The organism is Desulfoferula mesophila (assembly GCF_037076455.1).
Lineage (GTDB): Bacteria > Desulfobacterota > Desulfarculia > Desulfarculales > Desulfarculaceae > Desulfoferula > Desulfoferula mesophila.
The window spans coordinates 2,331,525-2,357,060 of the sequence record NZ_AP028679.1; the positions used below are offsets into that span (position 1 = coordinate 2,331,525).

The following is a 25,536-nucleotide window of genomic DNA, read 5'->3' on the forward strand; positions in this document are numbered from 1 at the left end:
TCACCCCCTCAATTGTTCAGCAGGGCGCGGGGAAAGAAGAAATACAGCTTGCCGATATTCTTCATGCGCCCGGCCAGGGCTCCGGCCTGGGGCCCGGAGCCGAAGAACAGGTCCAGCCGCCCCGGCCCCCGGATGGCCCCCCCGGTGTCCTGGTTGAACACGAAGCGGGCCAGCGGCGCGGTCTTGCCCTCCGGCGCGGGCAGCGTGCCGGTCACGTAGCCCAGGGCCAGGCCGGGGAACAGGCGGCGGTCGGTGGCCACGCTGCGCCCGGCGGTGAGGGGCTGGCCAAAGCAGCCCAAGGGGCCGCCGATGACCGGCAGGGGCCGGAAAAACACGTACGAGGGATTGTGACTGAGCACCTGGCGCAGGTACTGGGGATTGGCCTCCAAATAGGCCTGGATGCCCTGCATGGACATGCTGCCCGGTTCCATCATTTTTTTATTCAAGAGCATCTTGCCGATGGAGCGATAGGGGCGGCCGTTGCTGGCCGCGTAGCCCACCCGGCGGCGCGAGCCATCGGCGAACTCCAGTTGCCCCGAGCCCTGGATGTGCAGGAAAAACACCTCCACCGGGTCGGACACGTAGCCCAGCACCTCGGCCTTGCCCTCGATGACCTTGTTGAAGTCGATGGCCTCGCGGTCGGGATAGGGCCGCACCCGGTGGTTCTTGACCTGCCCCACCAGTTGCTTGGCCGGGTACTGCTCCCCGAACTGGCGCAGATCGATCCACACCAGGTCTTCGGGCAGGGCATACACCGGATACTGGAACGCGCCCTGGGGCTTGCGGCGGGCCTGGAGCACGGGCTCGTAATAGCCGGTCATGAGCACCTCGCCCTGGCCGTCGCGGCCCACCGACTCCAGCAGGACGTATTTTTCCTGCAGGGCCCGGGAGCGCTCCACCGGGTCGGGCAGGCGGTAGAGCAGGTCTTTTAGCTCCTCCAGCATGGCCGCCATCTGGGCCGCGTTCATGCGGTAGGGACCAAAGGTGAAGCTTTTGTCCTGATTGGTTTTGCGCAGATAGGCCAGGGAGGACTCGGCGGCCTGGAAAAATCCCCGCGCCCCCAGGTCGTCCAAGAGCAGCGGCCAGTCGTCATTGGCCACCAGCCGGAGGGTGTTCTGGGCGGTGGGGGCGGGCGGCGGGCCGGGCGTGGCGCAGGCGGCCAGCAGGGCCAAGACGGCCAGCAGCGTGATCCAGGCGAATCGGCATAGATTGGTTTGGCGCTTGTTCATGGATTCATCCTAAGCGCAGCCCGGCCTTGGCATCAAGAGCCAGGCAGGAACATCGCCACCCCCTGGCCCCGCTGCACCCCGGCCAGGCGGGCCACGGTGGCACATTTGGCCAGGAACAACATGAGCAGGGGCCAGGGCGCCCCGCCCCGCTCCAGCATGTCCCGGGCCAAGGCCAGGGTCTCGAAATGGCCCATACCCTTGGCCACCACCAGGTCGGCCCCGGCCAGCAGCTCGCTCAGCTCCGGCGGCGCGGCCAGGGGATCCAGGCCCACCGCCGCGGGGGCGATGCCCCGCACCTGGCCCAGCCCGAAGCTCTCGCCCGCCGCCTCCAGGTCGGCCAGGCTCAAGTCGTTCTGCACCGGTCCGGCCTTGACCACGTAGTGCACCTGGCAGCCCCGGCCCATGAGGTGCCCGGCCAGCAGACGGTCAAAGGACTGCTCCCCGCAGTTGTCGGCCAGAATTACTACCCGCGCGCCGGGGCGCAGCCGGGCCTCGGCCAGTTCCAGGTCGTCGCGGCCCAGCTCCAGGGCGCCCCCCTGTTCCCACAGGCGGCTGGTGTCGGCCAGGCAGAAATGGTCCAGGGCGTTGCCCATGATGGCCAGCCTGGCCCGGGCGGCAAAGGTGTCGGGCGCCTGGCTCAGGCGCTCGGCGGCCGAGCGGGCCGTCACGAAGTCATGCTGTTTCTTGGCGGCAAAGGGGTCCGCGCCCTTGGTGCGCCCGCCCACGTAGGCGAAAAACTCGCTGGCAATAAAGGCCGGAGCCTCTTCCTTGGCCAGTCCTCGCGCGGTGATGCGCTCTATGTCCTGGCGCAGTTCCTTCTCCCGGGCGGGGGTCAGCTCCAACCCGGCCAGGACCTGCTCGCCCAGGCGCTGCAAACAGGCGGGGCATTCCTCGCCGGGGATGCGGCTCACGCCAGGCGCTCCCTGAGGCTGGGCCAGGACCAATCCACCGGCACTCGTAGGCACTGTCCGTCGCGGTTGGCATACAGCAGGTGCCCGGCCTCCTGGCCGCGCAAAAACAAATCCCTGGTCAGCTCCACGTCGGCCTGGCAATAGGCGGTCAGCTCCTCCAGGCGGCCCTGGTTCCACCAATCCACCGCCTGCAAACCGTCGGCGGTCTTGGCCGCGCCCAGGGTGGCCCCGGCCAGGGCGTCCAGGCTCAGGCGGTGGCCCAGGGACTGCTGCACGTCCAGCATCAGGTCGAGGTTGGGCAGAGAGCGCAGGTCGGCCGCGGTGTAGGCGCTGAGCACCTGATAGTCGAAACGCATGTGGTTGAAGCCGATGACCAGCTCCAGCTCGCTCAGGCGCTTGATCAAATCGAGCACCTGGTCTTCGCTATAAGAGATGAACTCGTCCCTGACCGAGTCGTAGAGCACGGCCACGCTCACCCGCATGAGGTGGATGTTGTTCCAGCCGCCAACCTGGTTGGCCAGCTTCTGGGTCTCCAAATCGAACACCCCGTAGGCCAGGGGGTGCTCCCTGGAGCGCACCGGGGGCGGAGCGATCACCTGGGGCGCGGGGGCGGCGCAGGGCTCCGCCTCTTCCAGGGGCAGCTTGCCCAGGAGCAGGCGGGTGAGCATCAGGGCCCCTAGTTTGTCCAGGGGCTTGTTGCCCGAGCCGCATTTGGGCGAGTACACGCAGGCCGGGCAGCCCTCCTCGCAATCGCAGGTGGCCAGTAGCTCCTCCACCTTTTCCAAGAGCTCCTCGATGAGCCCATAGCCCCGCTCGGCCAGGCCCACCCCGCCGGGCACCCCGTCGTAGATGAACACCCCGGCCTTGCCGGTCTGGGGGTGCAGGGGGATGGAGATGCCCCCGATGTCCCCCCGGTCGCACAGGGCGAACAAGGGGAACATGGCGATGGCCACGTGCTCCAGGGCGTGGATGGAGCCCATGAAGTGGCGGCCCGCCCGCTCCAGGCTGCGGCGCACCACGTCCTCGATGTCCATCCACAGACCCACGGTCTCGAAGGTCAGCGGCGGCAGCTCCAGGGGATAGACCCCCATGAGGTCGCCCCCGGAGAGCCGGCGGCGCTCGTAGCCGTTGACCACCTCGGTGACCTTGAGCCGCCCCTTGCGCACCAGGAAGTTGGCCACCGGGCGGCGGCCGGTCTCCTCCAGGATCTCGGTCTCCTTGTCGCTGCGGGCCCGGGTGTAATAGTCGGCATCCAAAGGAGTCACCCGCACCTTGCGGTGCTCCAGGTCCAGCTCCTTGACCAGGTAGGTGCGGCCCCGGTGCAAATACACCGCGCCGGGGTGGCCCTCCTTGAATACCCTCACCCCGTCGAAGGAGCCCACCACCGTGCCTTTGTGGTCCACGATGGCCAGGCTCTCCCCGGCCCCGCGCAGGTCCACCAGGCGCTGGGGCCGTTTGCGGGGGGTGAAATAGCGGGTGCCCGCCGCGTCCAGCAGCAGCTTGCCGTCCTCCATGGCCAGGCGCACCGCCTCGGGGTGGCCCACCGGGGGCAGGAACTCGTCGTCCACGGCCAGGGGCTCCTCGGCCGCCGCGCAGACCAGGTGCTGGGCCACTATCTGGGGGTTGGCCGCGTCCAAGACCGCCGCCTCCACCGGCTGGGCAAAAAACTCCGCCGGGTGGGAGAGCACCCATTGGTCCAGGGCGTCGGGCCCGCCCACCAGCACCACCGCGCTGTCGCGCCCGGCCCGCCCCACCCGGCCGCCCCGCTGCCAGGTGTTGATCTGGCTGCCGGGATAGCCCACCAGGATGCACAAATCCAGGCCGCCGATGTCGATACCCATCTCCAGGGCGCTGGTGGTGACCACCCCGGCCAGGCGTCCGGCGGCCAGGTCGGTCTCGATGCCCCGGCGCTCCTCGGGCAGAAAACCGGCCCGGTAACCGGCCACCAGGCCCTTGAGCTCGGGATGGGCCCGCGTCACCCAGGTGTGGATCAGCTCGGTGTGGATGCGGCTCTTGGTAAAGCAGATGGTGGACAGGCCCTGCCCCACCGCCTGGGCCAAAAGGTAACTGGCCGTGGTGGAGGCCGCGCCGCTGGGGTTGACCAAGACAAAGGAGCGCCCGGCGGCCGGGGCCCCGCAAAAGTCGATGATCTGCTCCGGGGCGAAGGGCCGCCCGGTAAGGGCCTCGGCGTGCTCGCCGGGGTTGGCGATGGTGGCCGAGCTGAGCACGAAGCTGGGGCGGCTCCCCCGTTTGGCGGCCAGGCGCAACAGGCGGCGCAGCACCGAGGCCACGTGACTGCCGAACACCCCCCGATAGGCGTGCACCTCGTCGATAACGATGTACTTGAGGCGGCTCAGGAAATTGTCCCAGGCCGAGGGAAAGGCGCAGATGGCCGCGTGCACCATGTCCGGGTTGGAGATGATCACCGGCGGCGGCTTTTGCCTGAGCTTGCGGCGGCGGCCGTCCGGGGTGTCGCCGTCGTAGATGTCGGCCACCGGCCCCAGGCCCGCGTGCAGGGCCAATTGGTTGAGCGCGCTCATCTGGTCCTGTTCCAGGGCCTTCAGGGGGAACAGGAACAGGGCCGTGGCCGAGGGCTCGGCCAGGATGCGCTCCAAGACCGGCAGGGCGTAGACCAGGGTCTTGCCCGAGGCGGTGGGGGTGGCCGTGACCACGTCACGCCCGGCCCGCACCAGGTTCAGAGCGGTGGCCTGGTGGGAGTAGAGCCGCTCAACTCCCTGGGCGGCCAGGGCCCGCACCAGGCCCGGCGGCAGCGGCGGGTCCGGCTCGCCGTAGGCGGCCTCGCGGGCGGCGATATCCTCCACGTGCACCACCTCGGCCGCCAGACGGTGGCTGCGTTTCAAAGAGGAAACAAAGCTCTTTAGCTCGCCGCTCATGGCCATGGTGTACCACGGGACGCAACGTACGTCTAGCTCCGTGCTAAAGAGGCCCTTTTCAAGGGCTTGACACCTTGACATACCAAGGCCGGTTTGTTATCAAGTGATGTTAGTTTATTAATAGCGCGGCAAGGCAAAGAGCATGGCTGCAACCCCCAAAACCGGGGCTCCCGGCCCGGCGGGAAACCGCGGGACGGCCTCCACACCTAAAATGGTGTTTGGAGGTTTTTTTTGGGCCAACGCCGCCGATTTCACCCGTAATAAGGAGGGCAAGTGAGCCTCAAGCGACGCAACATGCTGGGTCTCTACGGGGTGAGCGCCGAGGAGATCACCACCGTTTTGGACACCGCCGAGTCGCTTAGGGAAATCAGCGCCCGGCCCATCAAAAAAGTCCCCACCCTCCGGGGCAAGACCATCGTCCATTTCTTCTACGAGGCCTCCACCCGCACCCGCACCTCTTTTGAGATCGCGGCCAAGCGCCTCAGCGCCGACACGGTGAGCTTGTCGGCCTCCACCAGCAGCCTGACCAAGGGCGAGACCCTCATCGACACGGCCAAGAACCTCTTGGCCATGAGCCCGGACCTCATTGTGATGCGCCATTCCCAGAGCGGCGCGCCCCACCTGTTGGCCAAGCACATCCCCTGCTCCATCATCAACGCGGGCGATGGGGCCCACGAGCACCCCAGCCAGGGGCTTCTGGACCTACTCACCATCCGCCGGGCCAAAGGCCGCCTGGACGGCCTGAAGGTCTCCATCATCGGCGACATCACCCACTCGCGGGTGGCCCGCTCCGACATCATCGGCCTGAACACCATGGGCAGCCAAGTCACCGTCTACGGCCCGCGCACCCTGTTGCCCCCGGCGGTGGAAACCCTGGGGGTCCGGGTGGCCGGCTCCATGGAAGAGGCGGTGCAAGACGCGGACGTGATCATCATGCTCAGGGTGCAGCAGGAGCGCCTCACCGACGTGCTCTTCCCCTCCCTGCGCGAATACGCCCAGCGCTTCGGCCTGGGGCTCAGGCACCTCAAGGCGGCCAAGCCCGACGTGGTGATCATGCACCCCGGCCCGGTGAACCGGGGGGTGGAGCTGGCCCCCGAGGTGGCCGACGGGCCCTGGTCGCTGATCCTGGATCAGGTGGCCAACGGGGTGGCGGTGCGCATGGCCCTGCTTTACCTCTTGATCGGACCGGAGACCCCATGAGCCAGCCCAGGCCCCTACTCCTGAAGAACGGCCGTTTGCTGTGCCCGGACAGCAACACCGACCAAACCGGCGACCTCTTATTGGAAGGCGGACTCATCTCCGCGGCGGGCGGCGAGCTGCAGGCCCCGGAGGGGGCCGAGGTAATCGACTGCTCCGGCAAGTGGGTGGCGCCGGGTCTCATCGATCTGCACGTGCATCTGAGGGAGCCGGGCCACGAATACAAGGAAGACATCGCCAGCGGCACCGCGGCGGCGGCGGCGGGCGGTTTCACGGCCGTGTGCTCTATGCCCAACACCAACCCGGTGAACGACAGCGCGGCGGTGACCGAGATGATCCTGGAGCGGGCCCGCAAGGTGGGCTCCTGCCGGGTCTACCCCGTGGGGGCCATCACGCCGGGCCTCAAGGGCGAGGGCCTCACCCAGATGGCCGAGCTGAAACAGGCCGGTTGCGTGGCGGTGAGCGACGACGGCCACCCGGTGAGCGACAGCCGCCTGTTGCGCCGGGCCATGGAATACGCCGCGGGCTTCGATCTGCCGGTGATCTGCCACAGCGAAGACACGGCGCTATCGGCCGGAGGGGCCATGCACGAGGGCCCCATGGCCACCGCCCTGGGCCTGCCGGGCATCCCGGCCGAGGCCGAGGTGAGCGCCGTGGAGCGCGACCTGACCCTGGCCGGGCTCACCGGGGCCCGGGTGCACATCGCCCACATTTCCTGCGCGGGCAGCGTGGCCGCCCTGGGCCGGGCCCGGGCGGCGGGCTGGGCGGTGAGCGGCGAGACCGCGCCCCACTACCTGGCCCTGTGCGATCAAGACGTGGGCGGTTACGACACCCACCGCAAGATGAACCCGCCCCTGCGCTCGGCCGCCGACCGCGAGGCGGTGCGCCAGGCCCTGGCCGAAGGGCTTATCCAGGCCCTGGCCACCGACCATGCTCCCCACTCGGTCTTGGAAAAAGAGCTGGAGTTCGGCTTCGCCGCCTTTGGGGTCACCGGCCTGGAGACCGCCCTGGGCGTCATGCTGGAGCTGGTCGCCGAGGGCCTGCTCAGCCCCCTGGCCATGATCGAACGCATGAGCGCCTCTCCGGCCCGCCTGCTGGGCCTGCCCGGCGGCGAGCTGGGCGTGGGCTCCCCGGCCGACGTGGTGGTCATCGACCCCCAGGCGGCCTGGACCGTGGACCCGGCCCGGATGCGCTCCAAGTCGGCCAACACCGCCTTTGCCGGGCGTGAACTGCCCGGCCGGGCGCTCCTCACCGTGTGTGGCGGCGAGGTAACCTTCCGCCTGGAGGGATGAACGTGAGACGCCTGCGCGGCCTTATCAGCTCCGAAGCCATCGCCCTGGTAAGCGCCATCTGCATCGTGCTCATACTCCTGGGGGCCCACTACCAGCGCCAGATAGACGACATGGACCAGCAGGCCCTCAAGGTGGCCCAGCAGGTCTACGAGATATTGACCCCGCCTCCCTCCGCGCAGGCCGCGCCCACCGACCAGACCTCCCCGGCCGCGCCCGTGGCCCCCGCTCAGAACCCCGGCGAAATCCTGGCCAAGGAGCTCAAGGCCCCGGCGCCCATCGAGGTCAAGGTCCTGGACAACCACCCCCAGGCCTGGAAGGTGTTGGTGTGGCATCCCCAGGGCGTGGTGCATTACCTGGTCACTCCCCAGGGAGTCACCCAAAAGGTGCGCTAAAGCCTTGGCTCGTAGGCAATCCCAAAAAGAAGACAACCTGGTGCGCATCCTGCGCTACGCCCTGGGCGTGGCCCCGGCCGAGTTCGCCCTGTTGCCCGACGACGAGGGCTGGGTACCGGTCAAGGAGCTCTTGGCCGCCCTGCACCAGGAGGAGGGCTGGAAGCACCTGCGCCAGGGCATGCTGAACGACGCGGCCTCCCGTCTGGTCCCGGAGCTGGTGGAACTGGATGACAAGCGCATCCGGGTGAGCGAGCGTAGCTTTCAGCCGCCCGACTACGGCGCGGCCCCCCCGGCCCACCTCTATCTGGGGGCCCGGCGCAAGGCCTGGCCGGTGCTCAAGCGCCGGGGCCTGGAAGAGACCCACGACGGCCGCCCCTGGATCTTGTCCGCCACCCCCGAGGCGGCCCTCAGGCTGGGGGAGCGGCGCGACTCCGAGCCGGTGCTGATCACCGTGCAGGCCCACCAGGCCTCGGACCAGGGAGCTCTGTTCCCGGCCTGGGGCGAGTATTTCCTCTGCGCCTGGGCTCCGGCCGCCTGCCTCATGGGCCCTCCCATCGAAGAAACGGTCATCCCCAAGAAACCGGCCAAGCCCAAGCCAGCCCCGGCCGGACCGGCCATGCCCGCGGCGGATTCCATGCCCGGCTCGTTTTTGGTAGACCCGGACGACGTGGAGAAGCCCTACAAGCGCAAGGGCATCACCAAGGACATCCCCTGGAAGAGGGAGCGCCGTAAGGATCGGCGGGGGAAGTGATCCTAGGCGATTCTACGAATGGTTGCTTCCATGAGCAATTTATAGTCTAAGGGGGGGGACAATGAAACTTAAAGCTTTGACTATAACTAATTTCGCAGGTATTGGCGAACCTGGGATCACGGTTCCCATAGATGATATCGTGGTCTTAATTGGACCGAACAATAGCGGAAAATCATCAGTCCTTGACGCATACGAGGCTTTTGCAAATACAGGCGCAGCATTACCAGTAAAATCATTCCATAATGAAGACCCACATAACACAGTCGAAATAATAGGCATCTTTACCGAAATAACTGACGACGACAGAGAAGCACTTAGTAGCAAATGGGAATATCAAGATACTCAATTCGGTCATGCAATGAAATTAAAATGGGAATGGGCAAATCCCGAGCAAGGCGGGTTAAAATATTCCTGGAATCCAGAAAAAGGCGAATGGGTTAAGGGTGGCATGGGAGGCTGGGATACTTTAATTACAAGTAGAATACCTGTTCCGTTACGAATCAAGCCAACAGATGATCACGAAATTACAGAAAAGCAAATAATTGATATTCTCACATCTGCTGCGAAAGCTGCACTTAAGAAAGATGGAACAAAGGCAAATAAAGTTCTCTCCGAGTTGCAATCTCTTGCAGATAGCTTTGTAAAAGAGGTACAGGAAGACCTTGATGATGTATGCAAAAATATAACAAATAAAATTAATCCAATTTTCCCAGGGCACAAAGTGGAGTTCCAACAATCGATCGGGAAAATAGATCCAGATAAAATAATCAGTACTGGAAGCCATATTCGCATAAGTGAACCTGATAAAGACTCTATACCTCTTAGCCACCAAGGGGCGGGCATGCGGCGGACTTTCTTGTGGTCATCCCTTGGCACTCTGGCTGAGATGGGCAAAGTAAAACAAAAGAAAACGGCCATTCCGCCAGAAAGGCAGAGAATTTTATTAATCGAGGAACCAGAGTCTTTTTTACACCCTCCAATGATACGAAGTGCACGTGACGCTTTATATCAATTAGCAGAAATCGCTGAATGGCAAGTAATGACATGCACACACTCGCCAATTTTTATTGATGTTTCAAAGCCTCATACAACAATTCTCAGAATTGAGAAAAAAACATTCGGATCACCTAGAGTGTTTCGTTCTAGCGACGCGAATTTTTCGGAAGATGACCGAGAACAGCTGCGAATGGTACGGTCTTGCCATCCCACAGTTGCAGAATTTTTCTTCGCTGATACGGTATTACTAGTTGAAGGCGAAACAGAACATGCCATATTTACCTACCTGATGTCTCAAGATAATGGCGATAGTGGCCATTGGTGTCATGTAGTAAATTGTATGGGAAAGCCAAACATACCGCTATTTGCTAAAATTCTTAATCAATTCGGTACTCCCTATACAATTATTCACGATACAGACTCTCCCAAAGTGCAGAGATCAGGAAAATGGATCGCCAGTGGCATGTGGACAATTAATAAACGTATTGCGGAAGTGGTTGGGTTCCGTGATGGCAAACTACCACCATGCAGCTTGTTAGCTCACATTCCTGACTTTGAAGGATATTATTTTGGGGAAAAGATAAAAAGTAACAAGCCATATCATGCTATTTCTAAGGTAAGGAGTGCTGAATTTCAAGCGTCACCAAAATTTGCTGAACTCCTCAACATCATTCATGAGCCCAGCAAATGCGATCATGCTGGGATTTATTCGAGCTATAACGAGCTAAAAGTTAGAGTAAAAGACTGGGTCAGTGAAACGAAGCCTGCGCCTCCTGAGGCATGGGAGATAGAGGACTAAAAATCCCATGACATCGCCTTGTCGTGGGTTTACTCTGGTTTGACACCCTTCGCCTCCCCATCTCATACTTGAATGACTACCATCTTAGGAGTCATTCATGCGCCACCTGCCCCGCATATTGCTCGGCCTCTTACTGGCCTCCCTACTGCTATGCGCCCCCGCTGGGGCGGCGGTGCGCGAATACACCCTGACCATCGCCAAAGAGCAGGTTAACCTCACCGGCAATCCGGTGGAGGCCATGACCGTCAACGGGGGCATCCCCGGCCCCACTTTGCGCTTTGTGGAAGGCGACACGGCCCGCATCCACGTACGCAACCACATGGACGTGAACACCTCCATCCATTGGCACGGGGTGCTGGTGCCGCCGGGCATGGACGGCGTGCCGGACATCAGCTTCCCGCCCATCGCGGCCGGGACCACCTTTACCTACGAGTTCCCCATCCGCCAGAGCGGCACCTACTGGTACCACTCCCACACCCGCTTGCAGGAGCAGCGCGGGGTCTACGGCTCCATCGTCATCGAGCCGCTTCATGCCAAGCACGTTGCCGATCGGGAGATGGTGGTGGTGCTCTCCGATTGGACCGATCACGACCCCGACTACGTCATGCACACCCTCAAGCGGGGCAGCGAGTGGTTCTCCCAGGCCAAGGGCTCCAAGCAGAGCCTTCTCGGCGCGGCCTCCCTGGGCATGCTGGGCGACTACCTGCAGCGCGAGATGGGGCGCATGCCGCCCATGGACATCTCCGACGTGGCCTACGGTCGCTTCCTGGCCAACGGCAAGCCCATGAGCCAGGCTCCGGCCCAGCCCGGCGAGACCATTCGCTTGCGCATCATCGACGGCTCCTCCACCACCTTCTTTCACCTGGAGTTCGCGGGCGGCCCCCTGACCATCATCGCGGCCGACGGCCAGGACGTGCAGCCGCTCAAGCAGCAGCGCCTGCTCATCGGGGTGGCCGAGACCTACGACGTGCTGGTGACCGTGCCCCAGGGCGGCTCCTTCGAGCTGCGGGCCACGGCCCACGACGGCTCCTCCTGGGCCTCGCTGTGGCTGGACCAGGGCACGCCCCACCCCGCCCCCACGGTGCCTCGGCCCAACCTCTACTACACCATGGGCCAGCCGACCCTGGGCAAGGTGCTGGCCCTGACCCCGGCGGGCAGCATGGGCATGAGCGACGCTATGGTGGAGGCGGGCAAGTTCGATCACCCCGGCATGATGGGCGGAATGGGCGGCATGGACATGGGCCATGGCGCGGCCATGCCCGGCATGACGGGTCACGACAGCATGGACATGCCAAAGGCCGGCGAGGCGGGCATGAAGATGGGCGACACCGCAGCCCCCATGAAGATGGGCGCCCAAGCCGCTCCCATGAAGATGGCTCACTCGCCAAGCGCCATGGCCATGGCCCCTACCCCGCCGCCCAGCGGCACCCGCTGGGCCTATGACTTCGCCTTCCTGGGCGGCGATGTGGCTTCCTCGCCCAGCCTGGCCCACGACGGCGTGTCGCCCGAGCGGCCCTGGCCGCCCTATGCCCAGCTAAAGGCCACCCACTCCACCGCGTTCGCCCCCGACCGCAAGGTGCGCACCATCCGCCTGACCCTGGACGGCAACATGGAGCGCTACGTGTGGCTCATCAACAACCGCCCCCTGTCGGAGCAGGACGACATCCTGATCAAGCAGGGCGAGGTGGTGCGCTTCATCATGATCAACCGCACCATGATGCACCATCCCATGCATCTGCACGGGCACTTCTTCCGGGTGATAAACGGCCAGGGGGATTACGCGCCGCTCAAGCACACCGTGGACGTGACCCCCATGTCCACCACGGTCATCGAGTTCGACGCCAACGAAAAGGGCGACTGGTTTTTCCACTGCCACCTGCTCTACCACATGAAAGCGGGCATGGCCCGGCTGGTGCACTACCAGGGCTTCACCCCGCCGCCGGACGTCATGGCCGTGCGCCCCAACCTGTACCGCGAGTCCTGGTACCCCATGATCGAGGGCTCGCTCTTGAGCAACATGAGCGAGGGCGTGGCCAGCCTGGCCTCCACCCGCAACGTGCTGTCCCTGGAATGGGAGGTGGGCTGGCAAAAGGTGGAGGACACCGAATGGGAGCTGATCCCCACCTGGGACTACCACTTGAACCGCTTCACCGCCTTGTTCATCGGCGGCGACTTTTTGGGGACTCAGAGCGATTTGGACACGGCCCGGGGCATCTTCGGGGTGAGCTATTTGCTCCCCTTCAACGTGGACTCGCGCCTGTGGGTGGATACCGACCTGGGAGGCCGGGTTGAGCTGGGCAAGGTGTTCGACCTCACGCCGCGTCTGGCCCTTTACGGCAATTGGAGATATGATACCCACGAATTTTGGGAGGCCGAGGCGGGCCTCAGCTATATGATCACCAGCCACCTGTCGGTGGTGGGCCAGTGGAACTCGGACTACGGCTGGGGGGCTGGCCTGGGATTCAGCTTCTAGAGCGGCGCGGCCGCATTGCGCAAGGAGAGCAAGGTGTCACCTGAGCGGGATTCCAAGTGGGGCGATCTGGTGTCCGAGGCCAAGCGGGAGCGGGCCCAGCGGGAGAGGTCTTACCGGGAGCAGGCCCTGAAGCTGTTCCCCCACGTGTGCGGCCGTTGCGGCCGGGAGTTCAGCGGCAAGCGCCTGAGCGAGCTGACCGTGCACCACAAGGATAGCGACCACAACAACAACCCGGCCGACGGCAGCAACTGGGAGTTGTTGTGCATCTATTGTCACGACAACGAGCACCAACGCGACGCGGTGGCCCAAGCCTACGAGGAACCGGCCCCGGAGCAGTCCAAGGGCGCGGACACCACCTTCAAGGCCTTTGCCGGGTTGGCCGATCTGCTCAAGGACAAGAAGTAGCAAATACAACAAACCGAACCGAAGTAAATTTTTGGGAGAGCAAAATTCGTATCGCCACCTGGAATTGCTGCCGCGGTGACTACCTGAAAAAACGCGACGCAGTTATGGCATACACGCCGGACCTGACTATCGTCCAAGAGGCGCGTAAGGTAAAGACCACGGGCCTACCAGATATTTGGCGCGGACCGTCCCCCAACAATGGAATTTCTGTAATACCAGGAGACGATGTCAGGGTGGAGTTTTGCCACCAAAAGGAAAATGTTCTGTGGTCGATCATCCCGTTGGAAATTTCAGGAAAGCAAGATTTCCATGCCCTCGGGGTTTGGACCAGAAAAGAACATGGCTACATGAATTCCTTAAAAACCGCTCTCACCTCGTATCGAGATTTTCTATCTGCGGCTCCCTGTGTGGTGCTGGGCGATTTTAATTGCAGCGCCATTTGGGATAATAGTGCGGCAGGTTTCAGTCCTTTGGCAAACATATTGGAAGGGGACTTAGGCCTAAAGAGCGCCTATCACTCTTTCTATGGCGAGCAATATGGAGAGGAAACAAGGCCGACCTTTTATTTTCGTTGGAGTGCCTCCAAGCCATTCCATATCGATTACTGTTTTGTTCCCTCCGACTGGAACATTCTTTCCGTCGAAGTTGGATCATACGATGGTTGGGCATTATTGAGCGACCACAGGCCGCTCATTATAGACGTGGATATGTGAGTTAGGGTTCATAACCCCATTCAAAAACCGATATTATTAGTCCTCGCTGCTTTTCCAACCTCACCCCGTCTCCGCTAGCCCCAGCCGCCGACCCCAGCGACGGATGGCCTCTTTTTTCACCGGGGCTAATTTCTCACAACCTGGCTCTCCCAAAAAACCTTATGATCCCTCCCCTCAGCCCTACCCCGCCAAAAGAGTATGCGCCCTTCCAATTAATATTCACTAATTTAATTGGTATTAACTAATAGACAACTTTGATTCCTAACTTTAGCCTTTAAAAAGGCCGGTTTTTTGTAGCCTATTCCTGCCCAATCAAACTCCCCAGGCAAAGAGGAACTTATGCCCAAAGAAAAATCAGTTGGTTGCGCCACCCCTACCGGTGGTCTGGTGGGAGAGCCCCAAGCAAACCAACCGCAACAATCCAACCAACCCGCGGCTCCGGAGGCCCCTAAAATGATGCAAATCGGTAAAAAGGCCCCTGATTTCAACGCCCCCTGCTATTACCAGGGCAAGTTCGCCTCCGTCCAGTTGAGCGAATACCTGGGCAAGTGGGTGGTGCTTTGCTTCTATCCCGGCGACTTTACCTTTGTCTGCGCCACCGAGGTTTCAGCCTTGGCCGCCAAATACCAAGACTTCCAGGATTTGGGGGTGGAGGTGCTTTCCATGAGCGTGGACTCGCCCTTTGTGCACAAAATGTGGCAGGAGCATGAGCTGTGCAAGATCGTGGACGGCGGCGTGCCTTTCCCCATGCTCAGCGACGGCTCGGGCCAAGTGGGCGCGGCCTTTGGCGTGTATGACGCCGAAGGCGGGGTGGACGTGCGTGGCCGCTTCCTCATCGATCCCGACGGCGTGGTGCAGGCCATGGAGGTGATCACTCCCTCCGTGGGCCGCAACGTTGCCGAGACCCTGCGCCAGATCAAGGCCTTCCAATTGGTGCGCGAGAGCGGCGACACCAAGGTGACCCCCTCCGGCTGGAAGCCCGGCAAGACGGTGCTGACGCCCGGTGAGGATCTGGTGGGCAACGTGTGGAAGGAGTGGAAGCTGGAAGACGCTTTCAACTAGATCGCAACAGAATTTTTGATCAACACGGGGTGGTGGCGGGCTGGGCCCACGCCGCCCCGTGGCTTTAGCTTTCCCCTGCCAATCCCAGCCGTCGACCCCAGCGACGGATGGCCTCTTTTTTCACCGGAGCCAATTTCTCACCGGCCAGCTCCGGGTCTTCGGCCAGCCATGCGGCGATGATCTCCCGCAGCCGGGGCACCTGCTCGGCGTCCTTTTCCCAGCGGGCCACCCGGAAGGGCGGCAGGCCGGACTGGCGCTGGCCCATGGCCTCGCCCGGCCCGCGCAAATGCAAATCCGCCTCGGCGATCTCTCGGCCATCGCTGGTGCGGGCCAGCACGGCCAGGCGCTGCTGGGCCAAGTCGCCGGGGTTGGGCCCGGCCACCAAAATGCAGCGTCCCGGCTTGGCTCCCCGCCCCACCCGGCCCCTAAGTTGGTGCAGCTGGCTCAGGCCGAAGCGCTCGGCTCCCAGCACGATCATCAAGGTGGCCTCGGGTACGTCCACCCCCACCTCCACCACGGTGGTGGCCACCAGCACTTGGCTCTCGCCCGCGCGGAAGCGGGCCAGCGCCGCTTGTTGTTCCGGGCCGTCCATGCGCCCATGCAACAGCTCCACCCTATGCTGGGGGAAATAGCGGGCCAGGTTGCGGGCCGTGGCCACCGCGTCCTGGGCCTCGATCTTGTCCGAGGCCTCCACCAGGGGGCAGATCACGTAGGCCTGCTCACCCCGCTCCAGCACCCGGGCCAGCTCGTCCACCGCGGCCTTGCGGTGGGCAAACTCCAGCAGCATGGTGGCCACCTGGTGGGGGCCCTGGGGCCGCTGGGGCAGGTCGCTGATCTCCAAATGCCCGGCCAGGGCCAGGGCCAGGGTGCGGGGAATGGGGGTGGCCGAGAGCACCAGCAAGTGGGGGCTCCGGGCCTTGGCGGCCAGGGACATCCGCTGGTGCACCCCGAAGCGGTGCTGCTCGTCGATGATCACCAGGCCCAGGTTGGCGAAAGAAAGCCTCTGCCCCAAAAGGGCGTGGGTGCCCACCAAGACCTGGGCTCCGCCCTGGGCGGCGTCTTGGCGGGCGGCCTGATCGGCTCCGTTGCCCCCGCCCACGGCCAAGGCCACGCCGACCCCCAGGGGCTCCAAATAGCGGCTCAGGGTGGCCAGGTGCTGGCGGGCCAGCACCTCGGTGGGGGCCATCACCGCCACCTGGGCCCCGGCCTCCACCGCCAGGCAGGCGGCGGCGGCTGCCACCACCGTCTTGCCGGTGCCCACGTCGCCGCAGAGCAGGCGGCCCATGGGGTGGGCTTGGGCCAAATCGCCCTGGATCAGCTCCACCGCCTCGCGCTGGCCGGGGGTAAGCTCAAACGGCAGCGCCTTCAGCATCCCGGCCAACAGGGCGCCCGGCGGGTCCAAGGCCTGGGCCGGCGAGGCCTCCCGGCGGCGGCGCTTGAGCACCAGGCCCAGCTCGAAGTACAGCAGCTCGTTGACGGCCAGGGCCCCACGCCAGGGCGCCTCTTGGGGGTCCAGGTCCAGCGGCTGGGCGTCGTGGGGCGGCTGGTGGGCCCGGCTCAGGGCCTCGCCGGCCGCCAGAGGGTAGAGATCGGCGGGCAGCAGCCCGGCCAGGGGGTCGGGGATCAGCGGGGCGCTGCGTGCCAGCATCTCGCCCATGAAGCGGCGCACCGTGCCCGCGCCCACCCCTTCCACTTCGGGATACACCGGCACGATGCGCCCCACCGAGGGGTGGTCCGGGCCCACGTCCGGCGCGCGGTACAGCTCGGGGTGGATCATCTGGGCCTCGCCCCGTTGGCCCAGGCTCACCTCGCCCACCGCGAAAAGTTCGTCACCGGCAGCGAAACTCTCCAAATGGGCCCGTTTGAAACGAAACCACAAGCAGGTGAGCAGGCCGGAAGAATCCTCCAGGGTCAGGCGAAACACCTTGCCCTTTTTGCCCAACAGGCCGCCGCCTTTCACCCGGCCACGCACCACGGCCAGGCGGCCTTCCTCCAACTCCGCCACCGGGGTGGGGGTGCGGCGGTCCTGGTAGCGGGCTGGCAAAAAGAACAGCCCGTCGCCCCAGGTCTTGATGCCCCTCCCGGCCAGGCGCTGGGCCGTAACCGGGCCCACGCCGCCCAGGGCGGCCAAGGACGAGGCCAAAAGAGGCAAATCAAAAGGGGTCACCGAGGCTTGCAAAGCATCTCCAGGAAAAAAGGACTCCTGTATTTCTGCCCTGCCGAGGGCCCCGCGTCAAGCCCATGGCCCTGCTTTATGCTGACCGGGTTTTCTGCTAAGGTTAAGCCGCGTATTTCATGAGGGCTAAGGCCGGGTTAAACACGAGGAGATTTGGGCCCATGAGCCAGGACGACCGCTACCGCGAAGCCGGGGTAGACATAGAAAAAGCCGACCAGTTCATCAAAAATATCGGCAAGATGGTCAAATCGACCCACAGCAAACAGGTTCTGGGCGGCCTGGGTGGCTTTTCGGGCCTGTTTTCCCTGGCCGGTTTGGCCGGAGACGACCCGGTGTTGGTTAGCTCCACCGACGGGGTGGGCACTAAGCTCAAGATCGCCTTCATGACCGACAAGCACGACACCATCGGCATCGACATGGTGGCCATGGTGGTCAACGACATCGTGGTCACCGGAGCTCAGCCGCTGTTCCTGCTGGACTACCTGGCCACCGGCCGCCTGGAACTGGGAGTGGCCGAGGCGGTGTTGGCCGGGGTGGTGCAGGGCTGCCGCCAGGCGGGCTGCGCCCTATTGGGCGGCGAGACCGCCGAGATGCCGGGCATGTATCCGGACGGCGAGTACGACCTGGCCGGTTTCGCGGTGGGCCTGGTGGACCGGCCCCAAATCATCGACGGCTCGGGGGTGACCCCCGGCGCAGTGGTGGTGGGGCTGGCCAGCAGCGGCCTGCACTCCAACGGCTTCTCCCTGGTGCGCAAGATCGTGTTCGAGGAGCTGGGCCTGGCGGTGACCGATACCGCCGAGGGCCTGGAGCACAGCGTGGGCCACACCCTGCTCACCCCCACCCGCATCTACGTAAAGCCGGTGCTGGCGGTGCGCGACAACTTCGATCTTTTGGCCGCGGCCCACATCACCGGCGGCGGCCTGCTGGAAAACCTGCCCCGGGTGCTGCCCGCGGGCTGCCGGGCGGTGATCGACGAGGGCTCCTGGCCGGTGCCCCCGGTGTTCGCCTGGCTGCAAAACGCCGGCGGCCTGAGCCAGCGGGAGATGACCCGCACCTTCAACTGGGGCCTGGGCATGGCCCTGGTGGTGCCCGCCGAGCAGGCGGCCGAGGTGATCGCCCTGCTCCAGGAAAAGGGCGAGCAGGCCTTTGTGGTGGGGCGCATCGAGCCCCGCCAGGACGGCCAGCCCCTGGTGGAGGTGCGGGGGTGATCCTGGTCTCCGCCTGCCTCATGGGCCACCGGGTGCGCTACGACGGCCGCCACAGCCGCTGTGACCAGGTGCGGGGCTTGCTGGCCGGTGAGCCGGTGCTGGCCCTGTGCCCCGAGGTGTTGGGCGGCCTGGGCACCCCCCGGCCCCCGGCCCGCTTCGTGGGGGCCTGCTTCGGCCGCGAGGGGGAAGACCTCTTGGCGGGCCGAGCCCGGTTGGTCAACGACCAGGGCCGGGACGTGAGCCTGGCTTTTGCCCAGGGGGCGCGCGTGGCCGCCGAACTGTGCGCCCGCCACGGGGTGCGCCTGGCCCTCTTGAAAGACCGCTCGCCCTCCTGCGGTTGGGACCCTGAAGGGGTCAATCCCCAGGGCGGGCCGGGCCAGGGCGTGTTGGCCGCCTTGCTCAGACAAATGGGCATAACCGTGCGCGAGGTCCGCTCCGGGGCCCGGGGCGAGAGGCGCTAATGAGCCAAGCGGAACCCAACCCGGCCCAACACGCCCAGGCCCTGTACAACTTGTCGGCCCAGATCGCCGCCCTGTTGGGCGAGGCCCTGCGCCGCGACTTCACCTTCAGCGGTACCGCCCTGGGCCAGAGCGAGGTGGTGGACCAAGCCCTGGACGGCCAGATGCAATACGGCCTGTTGGCCTGCGCCCTGGACAAGATTGAGATCAACGAGGCCACCGCGCCGGGCTATTGGGCCAAGCTGCACCAGGAACTTAAGCGGCTGGTGGCCCGCGAGGCCCACGCCTCTGCGGTGGAGATTTTACGGCCCCTGGCCGCCGTGGTCAGCGACCAGGAGATGGCCGCCATATCAGAGGCCATCTACAACCCCCTGGGCCCCTATGAGGAAAGCAGCCTGGCCCGTTTGCAGGAGGGCCTGGCCGGCACGCCTTTCGAGGTGCTGGCCGCGCGGGTGGTCAAGAGCTTCTTCGCCAAGGGTCAGGACCCCTCGGCCATCGCCGACCGGGTGATAGACCTGGCCTTGGAAGGCTCGCGCACCTTGTTCCTCAAGGGCGGCCTGGCCTAGGAGCGCGGCGATGCCGGTGGCGGCCCGAGATTTTTACCAAGGCGCGGCCCTGAGCCTATTGATCAGGCACCCGGCCTATGCGAGCATACGGCCCCTTAGCGCGGGGCGTTTTTTGCTCAACGGCTCCATCCGCGTGTGGCTGAAGCACAGCAAGGACAAGTCGCCCTGGCACTTCGGCTTCAGCCCGGAAGAAGTGACCGCCCTGGGCCAAGACCTGGGCACGGAAGGCGAGACTTTTTTGTGCCTGGTGTGCCGCCGGGACTCCATCTGCGCCCTGGACGGCACCGAGGCGGCTCAGGCCTTTGACCTGGGCCTGACCGAGGAGCAGAGCCTGACCGTGACCCGGATTCCGGGCCGCAAGCTCCAGGTGAGCGGGCCGGGCGGCCAGGTAGCGGACATTATCATGGCCGCCGCCTTTCCGGACAAGGTGTTCGCCTAAGGCTCCTGCAAAGGCCGCCCAGGAAGGGCGGCAAGGAAACGAGATGATCCACACCCGCGACAAGACTCGGCGCATCATGGTCGGCACGGTGCCGGTGGGCGGCGGTGCGCCGGTGGCGGTGCAGTCCATGACCAACACCGACACCCGCGACCCGGCGGCCACCCTGGCTCAGATCGAGGCCCTGGCCCAGGCGGGTTGCGAGTTGGTGCGCTGCGCGGTGCCCGATATGGAGGCGGCCCTGGCCTTCGGCCCCATCACCCAGGCCAGCCCCTTGCCGGTAATCGCCGACGTGCACTTCGACCCGGCCTTGGCCGTGGTTGCCCTGGAAAACGGGGCGGCCGCCCTGCGCATCAACCCCGGCAACATCGGCGGCCCCTCGGCGGTGGCCCGGGTGGTGGACGCGGCTCAGGCGGCCGGGGCGCCCATCCGGGTGGGGGCCAACTCCGGCTCCCTGCCCAAAGAGGTGCTGGAGCGCTGCGGCGGTCCCGGCCCGGCGGCCCTGGTGGAGGCGGCCCTGGGCCACGTGCGCCTGTTGGAGGAACGTGGCTTCGACCAGATCAAGGTGAGCCTCAAGTCCTCCAGCGTGCTCACCACCCTGGAGGCCTGCCGCCTCTGGGCCCAGCGCTCGGACTACCCCCAGCATCTGGGAGTCACCGAGGCGGGGGGCCTCTTGGCCGGGGCCATCAAGAGCGCGGTGGGCATCGGGGCCCTGCTTTTGGAGGGCATCGGCGACACCTTCCGGGTGAGCCTAACCGCCGACCCGGTGCGCGAGGTGGAGGCGGCCTGGCACATCCTTAGGGCCTGCGGCCTGCGTGAGCGGGGGGTGGAGATCATCTCTTGCCCCACCTGCGGCCGCACCGAGATCGACCTCATGGGCCTGCTGGAAAAAGCCGAGCCCGAGCTGGCCAAGATCGAGGCCCCGCTCACCGTGGCCATCATGGGCTGCGTGGTCAACGGGCCGGGCGAGGCCAAGCACGCCCAGGTGGGCCTGGCCGGCGGCCGGGGCCAAGGGGTCATCTTCGCCCACGGCGAAGTCATAAAAAAGGTGTCCGAAGCGGACCTTTTGGACGAGTTCATGAAAGAGGTTCGCCGGGCGGCCCAGACATATTCAAACCATAATTCAGAACAAAGCGAGCAGTAGACACATGCGCTTCTCTCAGGCATTCATCCCCACCCTCAAGGAAACCCCGGCCGAGGCCGAGGTGGTCAGCCATCAGCTAATGCTGCGCGCGGGCATGATCCGCAAGCTGGCCTCGGGCGTTTACACCTGGCTGCCCCTGGGCCTGCGCACCCTGCGCAAGGTGGAGCGCATCGTGCGCGAGGAGATGGACGCGGCCGGGGCCCGGGAGCTGTTGATGCCCGGCGTGCAGCCCGCCGAGCTGTGGCAGGAATCGGGCCGCTGGGAGCATTACGGCCGGGAGCTGTTGCGCTTCAAGGACCGGCACGACCACGACTTTTGCCTGGCCCCCACCCACGAGGAGGTCATCACCGACCTGATCCGCCACGAGGTGCGCTCCTACCGGGACATGCCGCTGAACCTCTACCAGTTCCAGACCAAGTTCCGCGACGAGGTGCGCCCCCGCTTCGGAGTGATGCGCTCGCGCGAGTTCATCATGAAGGACGGCTACTCCTTTGATCCCGACGACGAGTCCTCGGCGGCCAGCTACCAGGCCATGCACCAGGCCTACAGCGCCATCTTCAAACGCCTGGGGCTGAACTTCGCGGTGGTGGAGGCCGACTCCGGGGCCATCGGCGGCTCCTTCAGTCACGAGTTCATGGTGCTGGCAGACACCGGCGAGGACGCCATCGCCTCATGCTCGTGCGGATGGGCGGCCAACTTCGAAAAGGCCCAGGTGGCCCCGCCCCGGGGCGAGGCGCCCCAGGCCGCAGCCGAGGTAGTTCGGGTGGACACCCCCGGCGCCCACACCGTGGAGGAGGTGGCCGCCTTTCTCAAGGTTAGCCCGGCCCAGGTGGCCAAGACCCTGGTCTACCTGGCCGACGGCAAGCCGGTGGCGGCCATGGTGCGCGGCGACCGCCAACTCAACGAGATCAAGCTCAAAAACCTCATCGGCGCGACCGCGCTGGAGCTGGCCCCCGCTTCGGTGATCCAGGAAGTCAGCGGCGGGCCGGTGGGCTTTACCGGGCCGGTGGGCCTGAACATTCCGGTATACGCCGATCAGGAGCTCTACGCGGCCGAGGCCCTGGTGGTGGGGGCCAACCAGGGCGACGCCCACCTCACCGGAGTGCACCTGGGCCGCGACGTGGCCGGCGCCACCAAGGCGGACCTGCGCATCATCGAGCCCGGCGACCCCTGCCCCCGCTGCGGCAAGGAACCAACCTTTGCCCGGGGCATCGAGGTGGGGCACATCTTCCGCCTGGGCACCAAGTACAGCCAGGCCATGGGGGCCGAATACCTGGACGCCGAGGGCCAGAGCCGCCCCATCATCATGGGCTGCTACGGCATCGGGGTGACCCGCATCGTGGCCGCGGCCATCGAGCAGGGCCACGACGACTGGGGCATCATCTTCCCCCTGGCCATCGCCCCCTACTCCGTTGCGGTGCTGCCCCTAGCCATTGACGGCGAGGTGATGGAGACGGCCACCAAGCTCTACGACGATCTCAGCGCCGCGGGCGTGGACGTGCTCATGGACGACCGCGACCTCAGGCCCGGCGTAAAGTTCAAGGACGCGGACCTCATCGGCATTCCGCTCCGGGTGGTGGTGGGGGCCAAGGGCCTCAAGGAAGGCGCGGTGGAGCTCAAGCACCGCCTAAGCGGCGACGTGGACATGGTCCCCGTGGCCGAGGCGGCGACTCGCCTGGCCCAGATGGTGCGGCGTGGCGGGGGTCGGTCGCTATAGAGGGCAAGTGGCGCTTGACCAACCGGCCCATAAGCGCAAAAGTAAAATGAGCGGCGATAAACGATAACCTTACCAAGAGGCCCGGCGCTTGGCCCTGCAACGCATCAACGAAATCATCGACGCGGTCCGGGAATACCACCCCGGCGCCGACGTCAGCGCCATACAGAAGGCCTACGTGTTTTCGGCCAAGGTGCACAAGGGCCAGGTGCGCCGCTCGGGCGAGCCCTACCTGAGCCATCCCCTGGCCGTGGCCGCCCTGCTGGCCGAGATGCACACCGACGTGGCCAGCATCTGCGCGGCCCTGCTGCACGACGCGGTGGAGGACACCAACACCACCGTGGAGGACGTGGCCAACCTGTTGGGCACGGAGGTGGCTTCCCTGGTGGACGGGGTGACCAAGATCACCCAGATCAGCGCCACCACCACCAAGACGGCCCAGCAGGCCGAGAACATGCGCAAGATGATCCTGGCCATGGCCAACGACATCCGCGTGCTTCTGATCAAGCTGGCCGACCGTTTGCACAACATGCGCACCCTGGGCTACATGCCCCCGGCCAAGCAGCGCTCCATCGCCCAGGAGACCCGCGACATCTACGCCCCCATGGCCCACCGTCTGGGTATCCGCCGCTGGCAGGCCGAGTTGGAGGACTGGACCCTCTACTTCCTGGAACCCAACATCTACCAGCGCATCAAGGACGGGGTGGCCACCCGCAAGAGCGAACGGGAGCGCTTCATCGAAGAGGTGAAGCAGGTGCTCCAGGAGCAGATAGCCGAACAGGGCATCAAGTGCAGCGTGGACGGGCGGCCCAAGCACTTCTACAGCATCTACCGCAAGATGCAGCGCCGGGGCGTGGACATAGACCAACTCTACGACCTCATCGCCTTCCGGGTGGTGGTGGAACGGCTGCGGGACTGCTACGAGGCCCTGGGGGTGGTGCACAACGTGTGGAAGCCCATCCCCGGCCGCTTCCGCGACTACATCGGCATGCCCAAGCCCAACATGTACCAGTCGCTGCACACCTCGGTGGTTGGCCCCATGGGCCAGCGCATGGAGGTGCAGATCCGCACCGACGAGATGCACCGGGTGGCCGAGGAAGGCATCGCCGCCCACTGGCGCTACAAGGAGCAAGGCGCCGGCGACGAGGCCGAGGAGGGCCGCTTCGCCTGGTTGCGCAAGCTGATGGAGTGGCAGCGGGATCTGGAAGACCCCACCGAGTTCATGCAGTCGCTCAAGATGAACCTCTACCCCGGCGAGATCTTCGTGTTCACCCCCGGCGGGGAGGTGAAAGCCCTGCCCCGGGGGGCCACCCCGGTGGACTTCGCCTATTCCATCCACACCGAGGTGGGCCACCAGTGCGTGGGGGCCCGGGTCAACGGCCGCATGGTGCCCTTGAAGAGCCAACTGGCCACCGGCGACCAGGTGGAGATCATAACCCAGAGCAACCACAAGCCCAGCAAGGACTGGCTGAACTTCGTGGTCAGCGGCCGGGCTCGCTCCAAGATACGTTCCTACATCCGCGAGTCGGAGCGCTCCCGCTCGGTGAGCCTGGGCAGCGAAATCCTGGACAAGGAGTTGCGCAAGCACAAGCTTACCCTGGCCGCGGTGCTAAAAGACGGCAAGCTGGCTCAGGTGATGAGCGATCTGTCCTTTCAGGACAGCGAGCACTTGCTGGCCGCGGTGGCCTACGGCAAGGTGTCGCCGCGCCACATCGTCAACAAGATATTGCCCCGCCCCACCGAGGAAGAGCAGGAAAAACCGGGGCTGATCGAGCGCTCCCTGAAGCGCTTGCGCCGCCGCCCCACCCCGGAAGGCATCAAGGTGAAGGGCCTGGACGACATCCTGGTGCGCTTCGCCAAGTGCTGCAACCCCCTGCCCGGCGACGAGGTGGTGGGCTACATCACCCGGGGCCGGGGGGTGACCATCCACCGGAGCGACTGCAACCATGTGGCCGACCTGGACCCCGAGCGGCGGGTGGAGGTGGAGTGGGACCTGGCCAAGGAAGAGGTGCGGCCGGTGCGCATCCAGGTGATCAGCGCCGACCGGGCGGGCATCCTGGCCGACATGGCCGGGGTGATGAAAAAGCACGACATCAACATCATGGAGGCCGAGGTCAAGACCACCGAGGAGCTCAAGGGCATCGCCACCTTCACCATCCAGGTGCACGACGCCAAACAGCTCCACCGGGTGCTCAAGGACATAGCCGGGCTCAAGGACATCCTGTCGGTGCGCAGAATGGATCATTAGACGCGGGCGCGCGGGTGCATCGGCCGGCGTCCCGATGGACGGGCAAAAGCAAGCGGAGGACGCGAGGCGCCCTCCGCAAAATTTTTGGGGTAAGGTTCTTAGGCGGGCTTGTTGATCACGCCCGAGCGCAGGCAGCGAGTGCACACCCTAACCCGACGCACATGCCCGTTTTCCACGGTGCGCACGCGTTGCAGGTTGGGGTTGAAACGCCGCTTGGTCTTCCTGTGGGCGTGGCTGACGTTGTTGCCCACCTGGGGCTTCTTACCGCAATATTCGCATACCTGGCTCATGGCTCGTTTCCTCCCGAAGCCGCCGGCCGCGCCGTAAAGTGGCCGGCCCTTTGCTGAAGTCGGAAATATACACACCACCCGAGGGGTTGACAAGTATTTTTCCGTAGCCCTCCCCCGCCGTGGCCTTGACGCCGCCCCTTGCCCGTGGCATAGTTGACCCGCCGCGTAACCTCTGGAAACTC

At 64.9% G+C, this 25,536-nt stretch carries 21 protein-coding genes; 16 read left to right on the forward strand and 5 right to left on the reverse strand.

Going from position 1 to position 25,536, the window contains the following annotated elements:
• Window positions 1-8 precede the first annotated feature (8 nt).
• The 3 genes from mltA to AACH32_RS10475 are packed head-to-tail and all read right to left on the reverse strand — an operon-like array spanning window position 9 to window position 5,034.
• Entirely contained in the window at window positions 9-1,229 is a 1,221-nt protein-coding gene (mltA, locus tag AACH32_RS10465; RefSeq protein WP_338598931.1) for a murein transglycosylase A, read from the reverse strand.
• 32 nt (window positions 1,230-1,261) lie between these two features.
• Window positions 1,262-2,140: a damage-control phosphatase ARMT1 family protein gene (locus tag AACH32_RS10470; RefSeq protein WP_338598934.1), complete on the reverse strand. Its 879-nt coding sequence runs from the start codon at window positions 2,138-2,140 to the stop codon at window positions 1,262-1,264.
• Window positions 2,137-5,034: a DEAD/DEAH box helicase gene (locus AACH32_RS10475; RefSeq protein ID WP_338598936.1), complete on the reverse strand. Its 2,898-nt coding sequence runs from the start codon at window positions 5,032-5,034 to the stop codon at window positions 2,137-2,139. The genes AACH32_RS10470 and AACH32_RS10475 overlap by 4 nt, the downstream gene beginning before the upstream one ends.
• 273 nt (window positions 5,035-5,307) lie before the next feature.
• Between AACH32_RS10475 and AACH32_RS10480 the strand changes: the two genes are divergently transcribed.
• From AACH32_RS10480 to prxU, 9 genes are all read left to right on the forward strand, one after another.
• The gene (locus AACH32_RS10480) at window positions 5,308-6,234 is read left to right on the forward strand and encodes an aspartate carbamoyltransferase catalytic subunit (protein ID WP_338598939.1); all 927 of its coding nucleotides are present in this window, start codon (window positions 5,308-5,310) and stop codon (window positions 6,232-6,234) included.
• Entirely contained in the window at window positions 6,231-7,523 is a 1,293-nt protein-coding gene (locus AACH32_RS10485) for a dihydroorotase (protein WP_338598941.1), read from the forward strand. The genes AACH32_RS10480 and AACH32_RS10485 overlap by 4 nt, the downstream gene beginning before the upstream one ends.
• Before the next feature lie 2 nt (window positions 7,524-7,525).
• Window positions 7,526-7,915 carry a hypothetical protein gene (locus AACH32_RS10490; RefSeq protein ID WP_338598944.1) on the forward strand — a complete coding sequence of 130 codons (390 nt, stop codon included), beginning with the start codon at window positions 7,526-7,528 and terminating at the stop codon, window positions 7,913-7,915.
• A 4-nt stretch (window positions 7,916-7,919) separates the two neighbouring features.
• Window positions 7,920-8,666, forward strand: a complete 747-nt coding sequence (locus tag AACH32_RS10495; protein ID WP_338598947.1) for an RNA 2'-phosphotransferase — start codon at window positions 7,920-7,922, stop codon at window positions 8,664-8,666.
• Window positions 8,667-8,727: 61 nt separating this feature from the next.
• Window positions 8,728-10,461: an ATP-dependent nuclease gene (locus AACH32_RS10500; RefSeq protein WP_338598949.1), complete on the forward strand. Its 1,734-nt coding sequence runs from the start codon at window positions 8,728-8,730 to the stop codon at window positions 10,459-10,461.
• Window positions 10,462-10,558: 97 nt separating this feature from the next.
• On the forward strand, window positions 10,559-12,934 hold the full coding sequence (locus AACH32_RS10505; RefSeq protein WP_338598952.1) for a multicopper oxidase domain-containing protein: 2,376 nt from the start codon (window positions 10,559-10,561) through the stop codon (window positions 12,932-12,934).
• Window positions 12,935-12,967: 33 nt separating this feature from the next.
• The gene (locus AACH32_RS10510; protein ID WP_338598955.1) at window positions 12,968-13,339 is read left to right on the forward strand and encodes a YajD family HNH nuclease; all 372 of its coding nucleotides are present in this window, start codon (window positions 12,968-12,970) and stop codon (window positions 13,337-13,339) included.
• Window positions 13,340-13,443: 104 nt separating this feature from the next.
• Window positions 13,444-14,052, forward strand: a complete 609-nt coding sequence (locus AACH32_RS10515) for an endonuclease/exonuclease/phosphatase family protein (RefSeq protein WP_338598957.1) — start codon at window positions 13,444-13,446, stop codon at window positions 14,050-14,052.
• Between the two features lie 339 nt (window positions 14,053-14,391).
• Entirely contained in the window at window positions 14,392-15,114 is a 723-nt protein-coding gene (prxU, locus tag AACH32_RS10520; protein ID WP_338598959.1) for a thioredoxin-dependent peroxiredoxin, read from the forward strand.
• A 64-nt stretch (window positions 15,115-15,178) separates the two neighbouring features.
• On the opposite strand, the gene AACH32_RS10525 is transcribed toward prxU, so the two are convergent.
• Window positions 15,179-17,293 carry an ATP-dependent DNA helicase RecG gene (locus AACH32_RS10525; RefSeq protein ID WP_338598961.1) on the reverse strand — a complete coding sequence of 705 codons (2,115 nt, stop codon included), beginning with the start codon at window positions 17,291-17,293 and terminating at the stop codon, window positions 15,179-15,181.
• Window positions 17,294-17,451: 158 nt separating this feature from the next.
• On the opposite strand from AACH32_RS10525, the gene purM reads away from it, so the two are divergent.
• From purM to AACH32_RS10560, 7 genes are all read left to right on the forward strand, one after another.
• On the forward strand, window positions 17,452-18,498 hold the full coding sequence (gene purM, locus AACH32_RS10530; protein WP_338598964.1) for a phosphoribosylformylglycinamidine cyclo-ligase: 1,047 nt from the start codon (window positions 17,452-17,454) through the stop codon (window positions 18,496-18,498).
• Complete coding sequence (locus tag AACH32_RS10535; protein ID WP_338598967.1) at window positions 18,495-18,959, forward strand: DUF523 domain-containing protein; 465 nt, start codon at window positions 18,495-18,497, stop codon at window positions 18,957-18,959. Before purM ends, AACH32_RS10535 begins: the two co-directional genes overlap by 4 nt.
• Entirely contained in the window at window positions 18,959-19,522 is a 564-nt protein-coding gene (locus AACH32_RS10540; protein ID WP_338598971.1) for a hypothetical protein, read from the forward strand. Before AACH32_RS10535 ends, AACH32_RS10540 begins: the two co-directional genes overlap by 1 nt.
• 10 nt (window positions 19,523-19,532) lie before the next feature.
• A complete protein-coding gene (locus AACH32_RS10545) occupies window positions 19,533-19,961 on the forward strand; it encodes a hypothetical protein (protein ID WP_338598973.1) in 429 nt (142 codons plus the stop codon).
• A 43-nt stretch (window positions 19,962-20,004) separates the two neighbouring features.
• The gene (gene ispG / locus AACH32_RS10550; protein WP_338598975.1) at window positions 20,005-21,102 is read left to right on the forward strand and encodes a flavodoxin-dependent (E)-4-hydroxy-3-methylbut-2-enyl-diphosphate synthase; all 1,098 of its coding nucleotides are present in this window, start codon (window positions 20,005-20,007) and stop codon (window positions 21,100-21,102) included.
• A gap of 4 nt (window positions 21,103-21,106) precedes the next feature.
• Complete coding sequence (locus tag AACH32_RS10555; RefSeq protein ID WP_338598978.1) at window positions 21,107-22,819, forward strand: proline--tRNA ligase; 1,713 nt, start codon at window positions 21,107-21,109, stop codon at window positions 22,817-22,819.
• A gap of 94 nt (window positions 22,820-22,913) precedes the next feature.
• A complete protein-coding gene (locus tag AACH32_RS10560; protein ID WP_434062355.1) occupies window positions 22,914-25,064 on the forward strand; it encodes a RelA/SpoT family protein in 2,151 nt (716 codons plus the stop codon).
• Window positions 25,065-25,162: 98 nt separating this feature from the next.
• Here AACH32_RS10560 and rpmB read toward each other — a convergent pair whose 3' ends face one another.
• The gene (rpmB, locus tag AACH32_RS10565) at window positions 25,163-25,354 is read right to left on the reverse strand and encodes a 50S ribosomal protein L28 (protein ID WP_338598984.1); all 192 of its coding nucleotides are present in this window, start codon (window positions 25,352-25,354) and stop codon (window positions 25,163-25,165) included.
• Window positions 25,355-25,536: the final 182 nt, after the last annotated feature.

What these genes read in the sequence shown, in the direction of transcription:
- mltA (WP_338598931.1), bottom strand. Translation starts at nt 1,229, where the DNA reads ATGAACAAGCGCCAAACCAATCTATGCCGATTCGCCTGGATCACGCTG.
- AACH32_RS10475 (WP_338598936.1), bottom strand. Translation starts at nt 5,034, where the DNA reads ATGAGCGGCGAGCTAAAGAGCTTTGTTTCCTCTTTGAAACGCAGCCAC.
- AACH32_RS10485 (WP_338598941.1), top strand. Translation starts at nt 6,231, where the DNA reads ATGAGCCAGCCCAGGCCCCTACTCCTGAAGAACGGCCGTTTGCTGTGC.
- AACH32_RS10500 (WP_338598949.1), top strand. Translation starts at nt 8,728, where the DNA reads ATGAAACTTAAAGCTTTGACTATAACTAATTTCGCAGGTATTGGCGAA.
- AACH32_RS10505 (WP_338598952.1), top strand. Translation starts at nt 10,559, where the DNA reads ATGCGCCACCTGCCCCGCATATTGCTCGGCCTCTTACTGGCCTCCCTA.
- AACH32_RS10515 (WP_338598957.1), top strand. Translation starts at nt 13,444, where the DNA reads ATGGCATACACGCCGGACCTGACTATCGTCCAAGAGGCGCGTAAGGTA.
- prxU (WP_338598959.1), top strand. Translation starts at nt 14,392, where the DNA reads ATGCCCAAAGAAAAATCAGTTGGTTGCGCCACCCCTACCGGTGGTCTG.
- purM (WP_338598964.1), top strand. Translation starts at nt 17,452, where the DNA reads ATGAGCCAGGACGACCGCTACCGCGAAGCCGGGGTAGACATAGAAAAA.
- AACH32_RS10540 (WP_338598971.1), top strand. Translation starts at nt 18,959, where the DNA reads ATGAGCCAAGCGGAACCCAACCCGGCCCAACACGCCCAGGCCCTGTAC.
- AACH32_RS10545 (WP_338598973.1), top strand. Translation starts at nt 19,533, where the DNA reads ATGCCGGTGGCGGCCCGAGATTTTTACCAAGGCGCGGCCCTGAGCCTA.
- ispG (WP_338598975.1), top strand. Translation starts at nt 20,005, where the DNA reads ATGATCCACACCCGCGACAAGACTCGGCGCATCATGGTCGGCACGGTG.
- AACH32_RS10555 (WP_338598978.1), top strand. Translation starts at nt 21,107, where the DNA reads ATGCGCTTCTCTCAGGCATTCATCCCCACCCTCAAGGAAACCCCGGCC.
- rpmB (WP_338598984.1), bottom strand. Translation starts at nt 25,354, where the DNA reads ATGAGCCAGGTATGCGAATATTGCGGTAAGAAGCCCCAGGTGGGCAAC.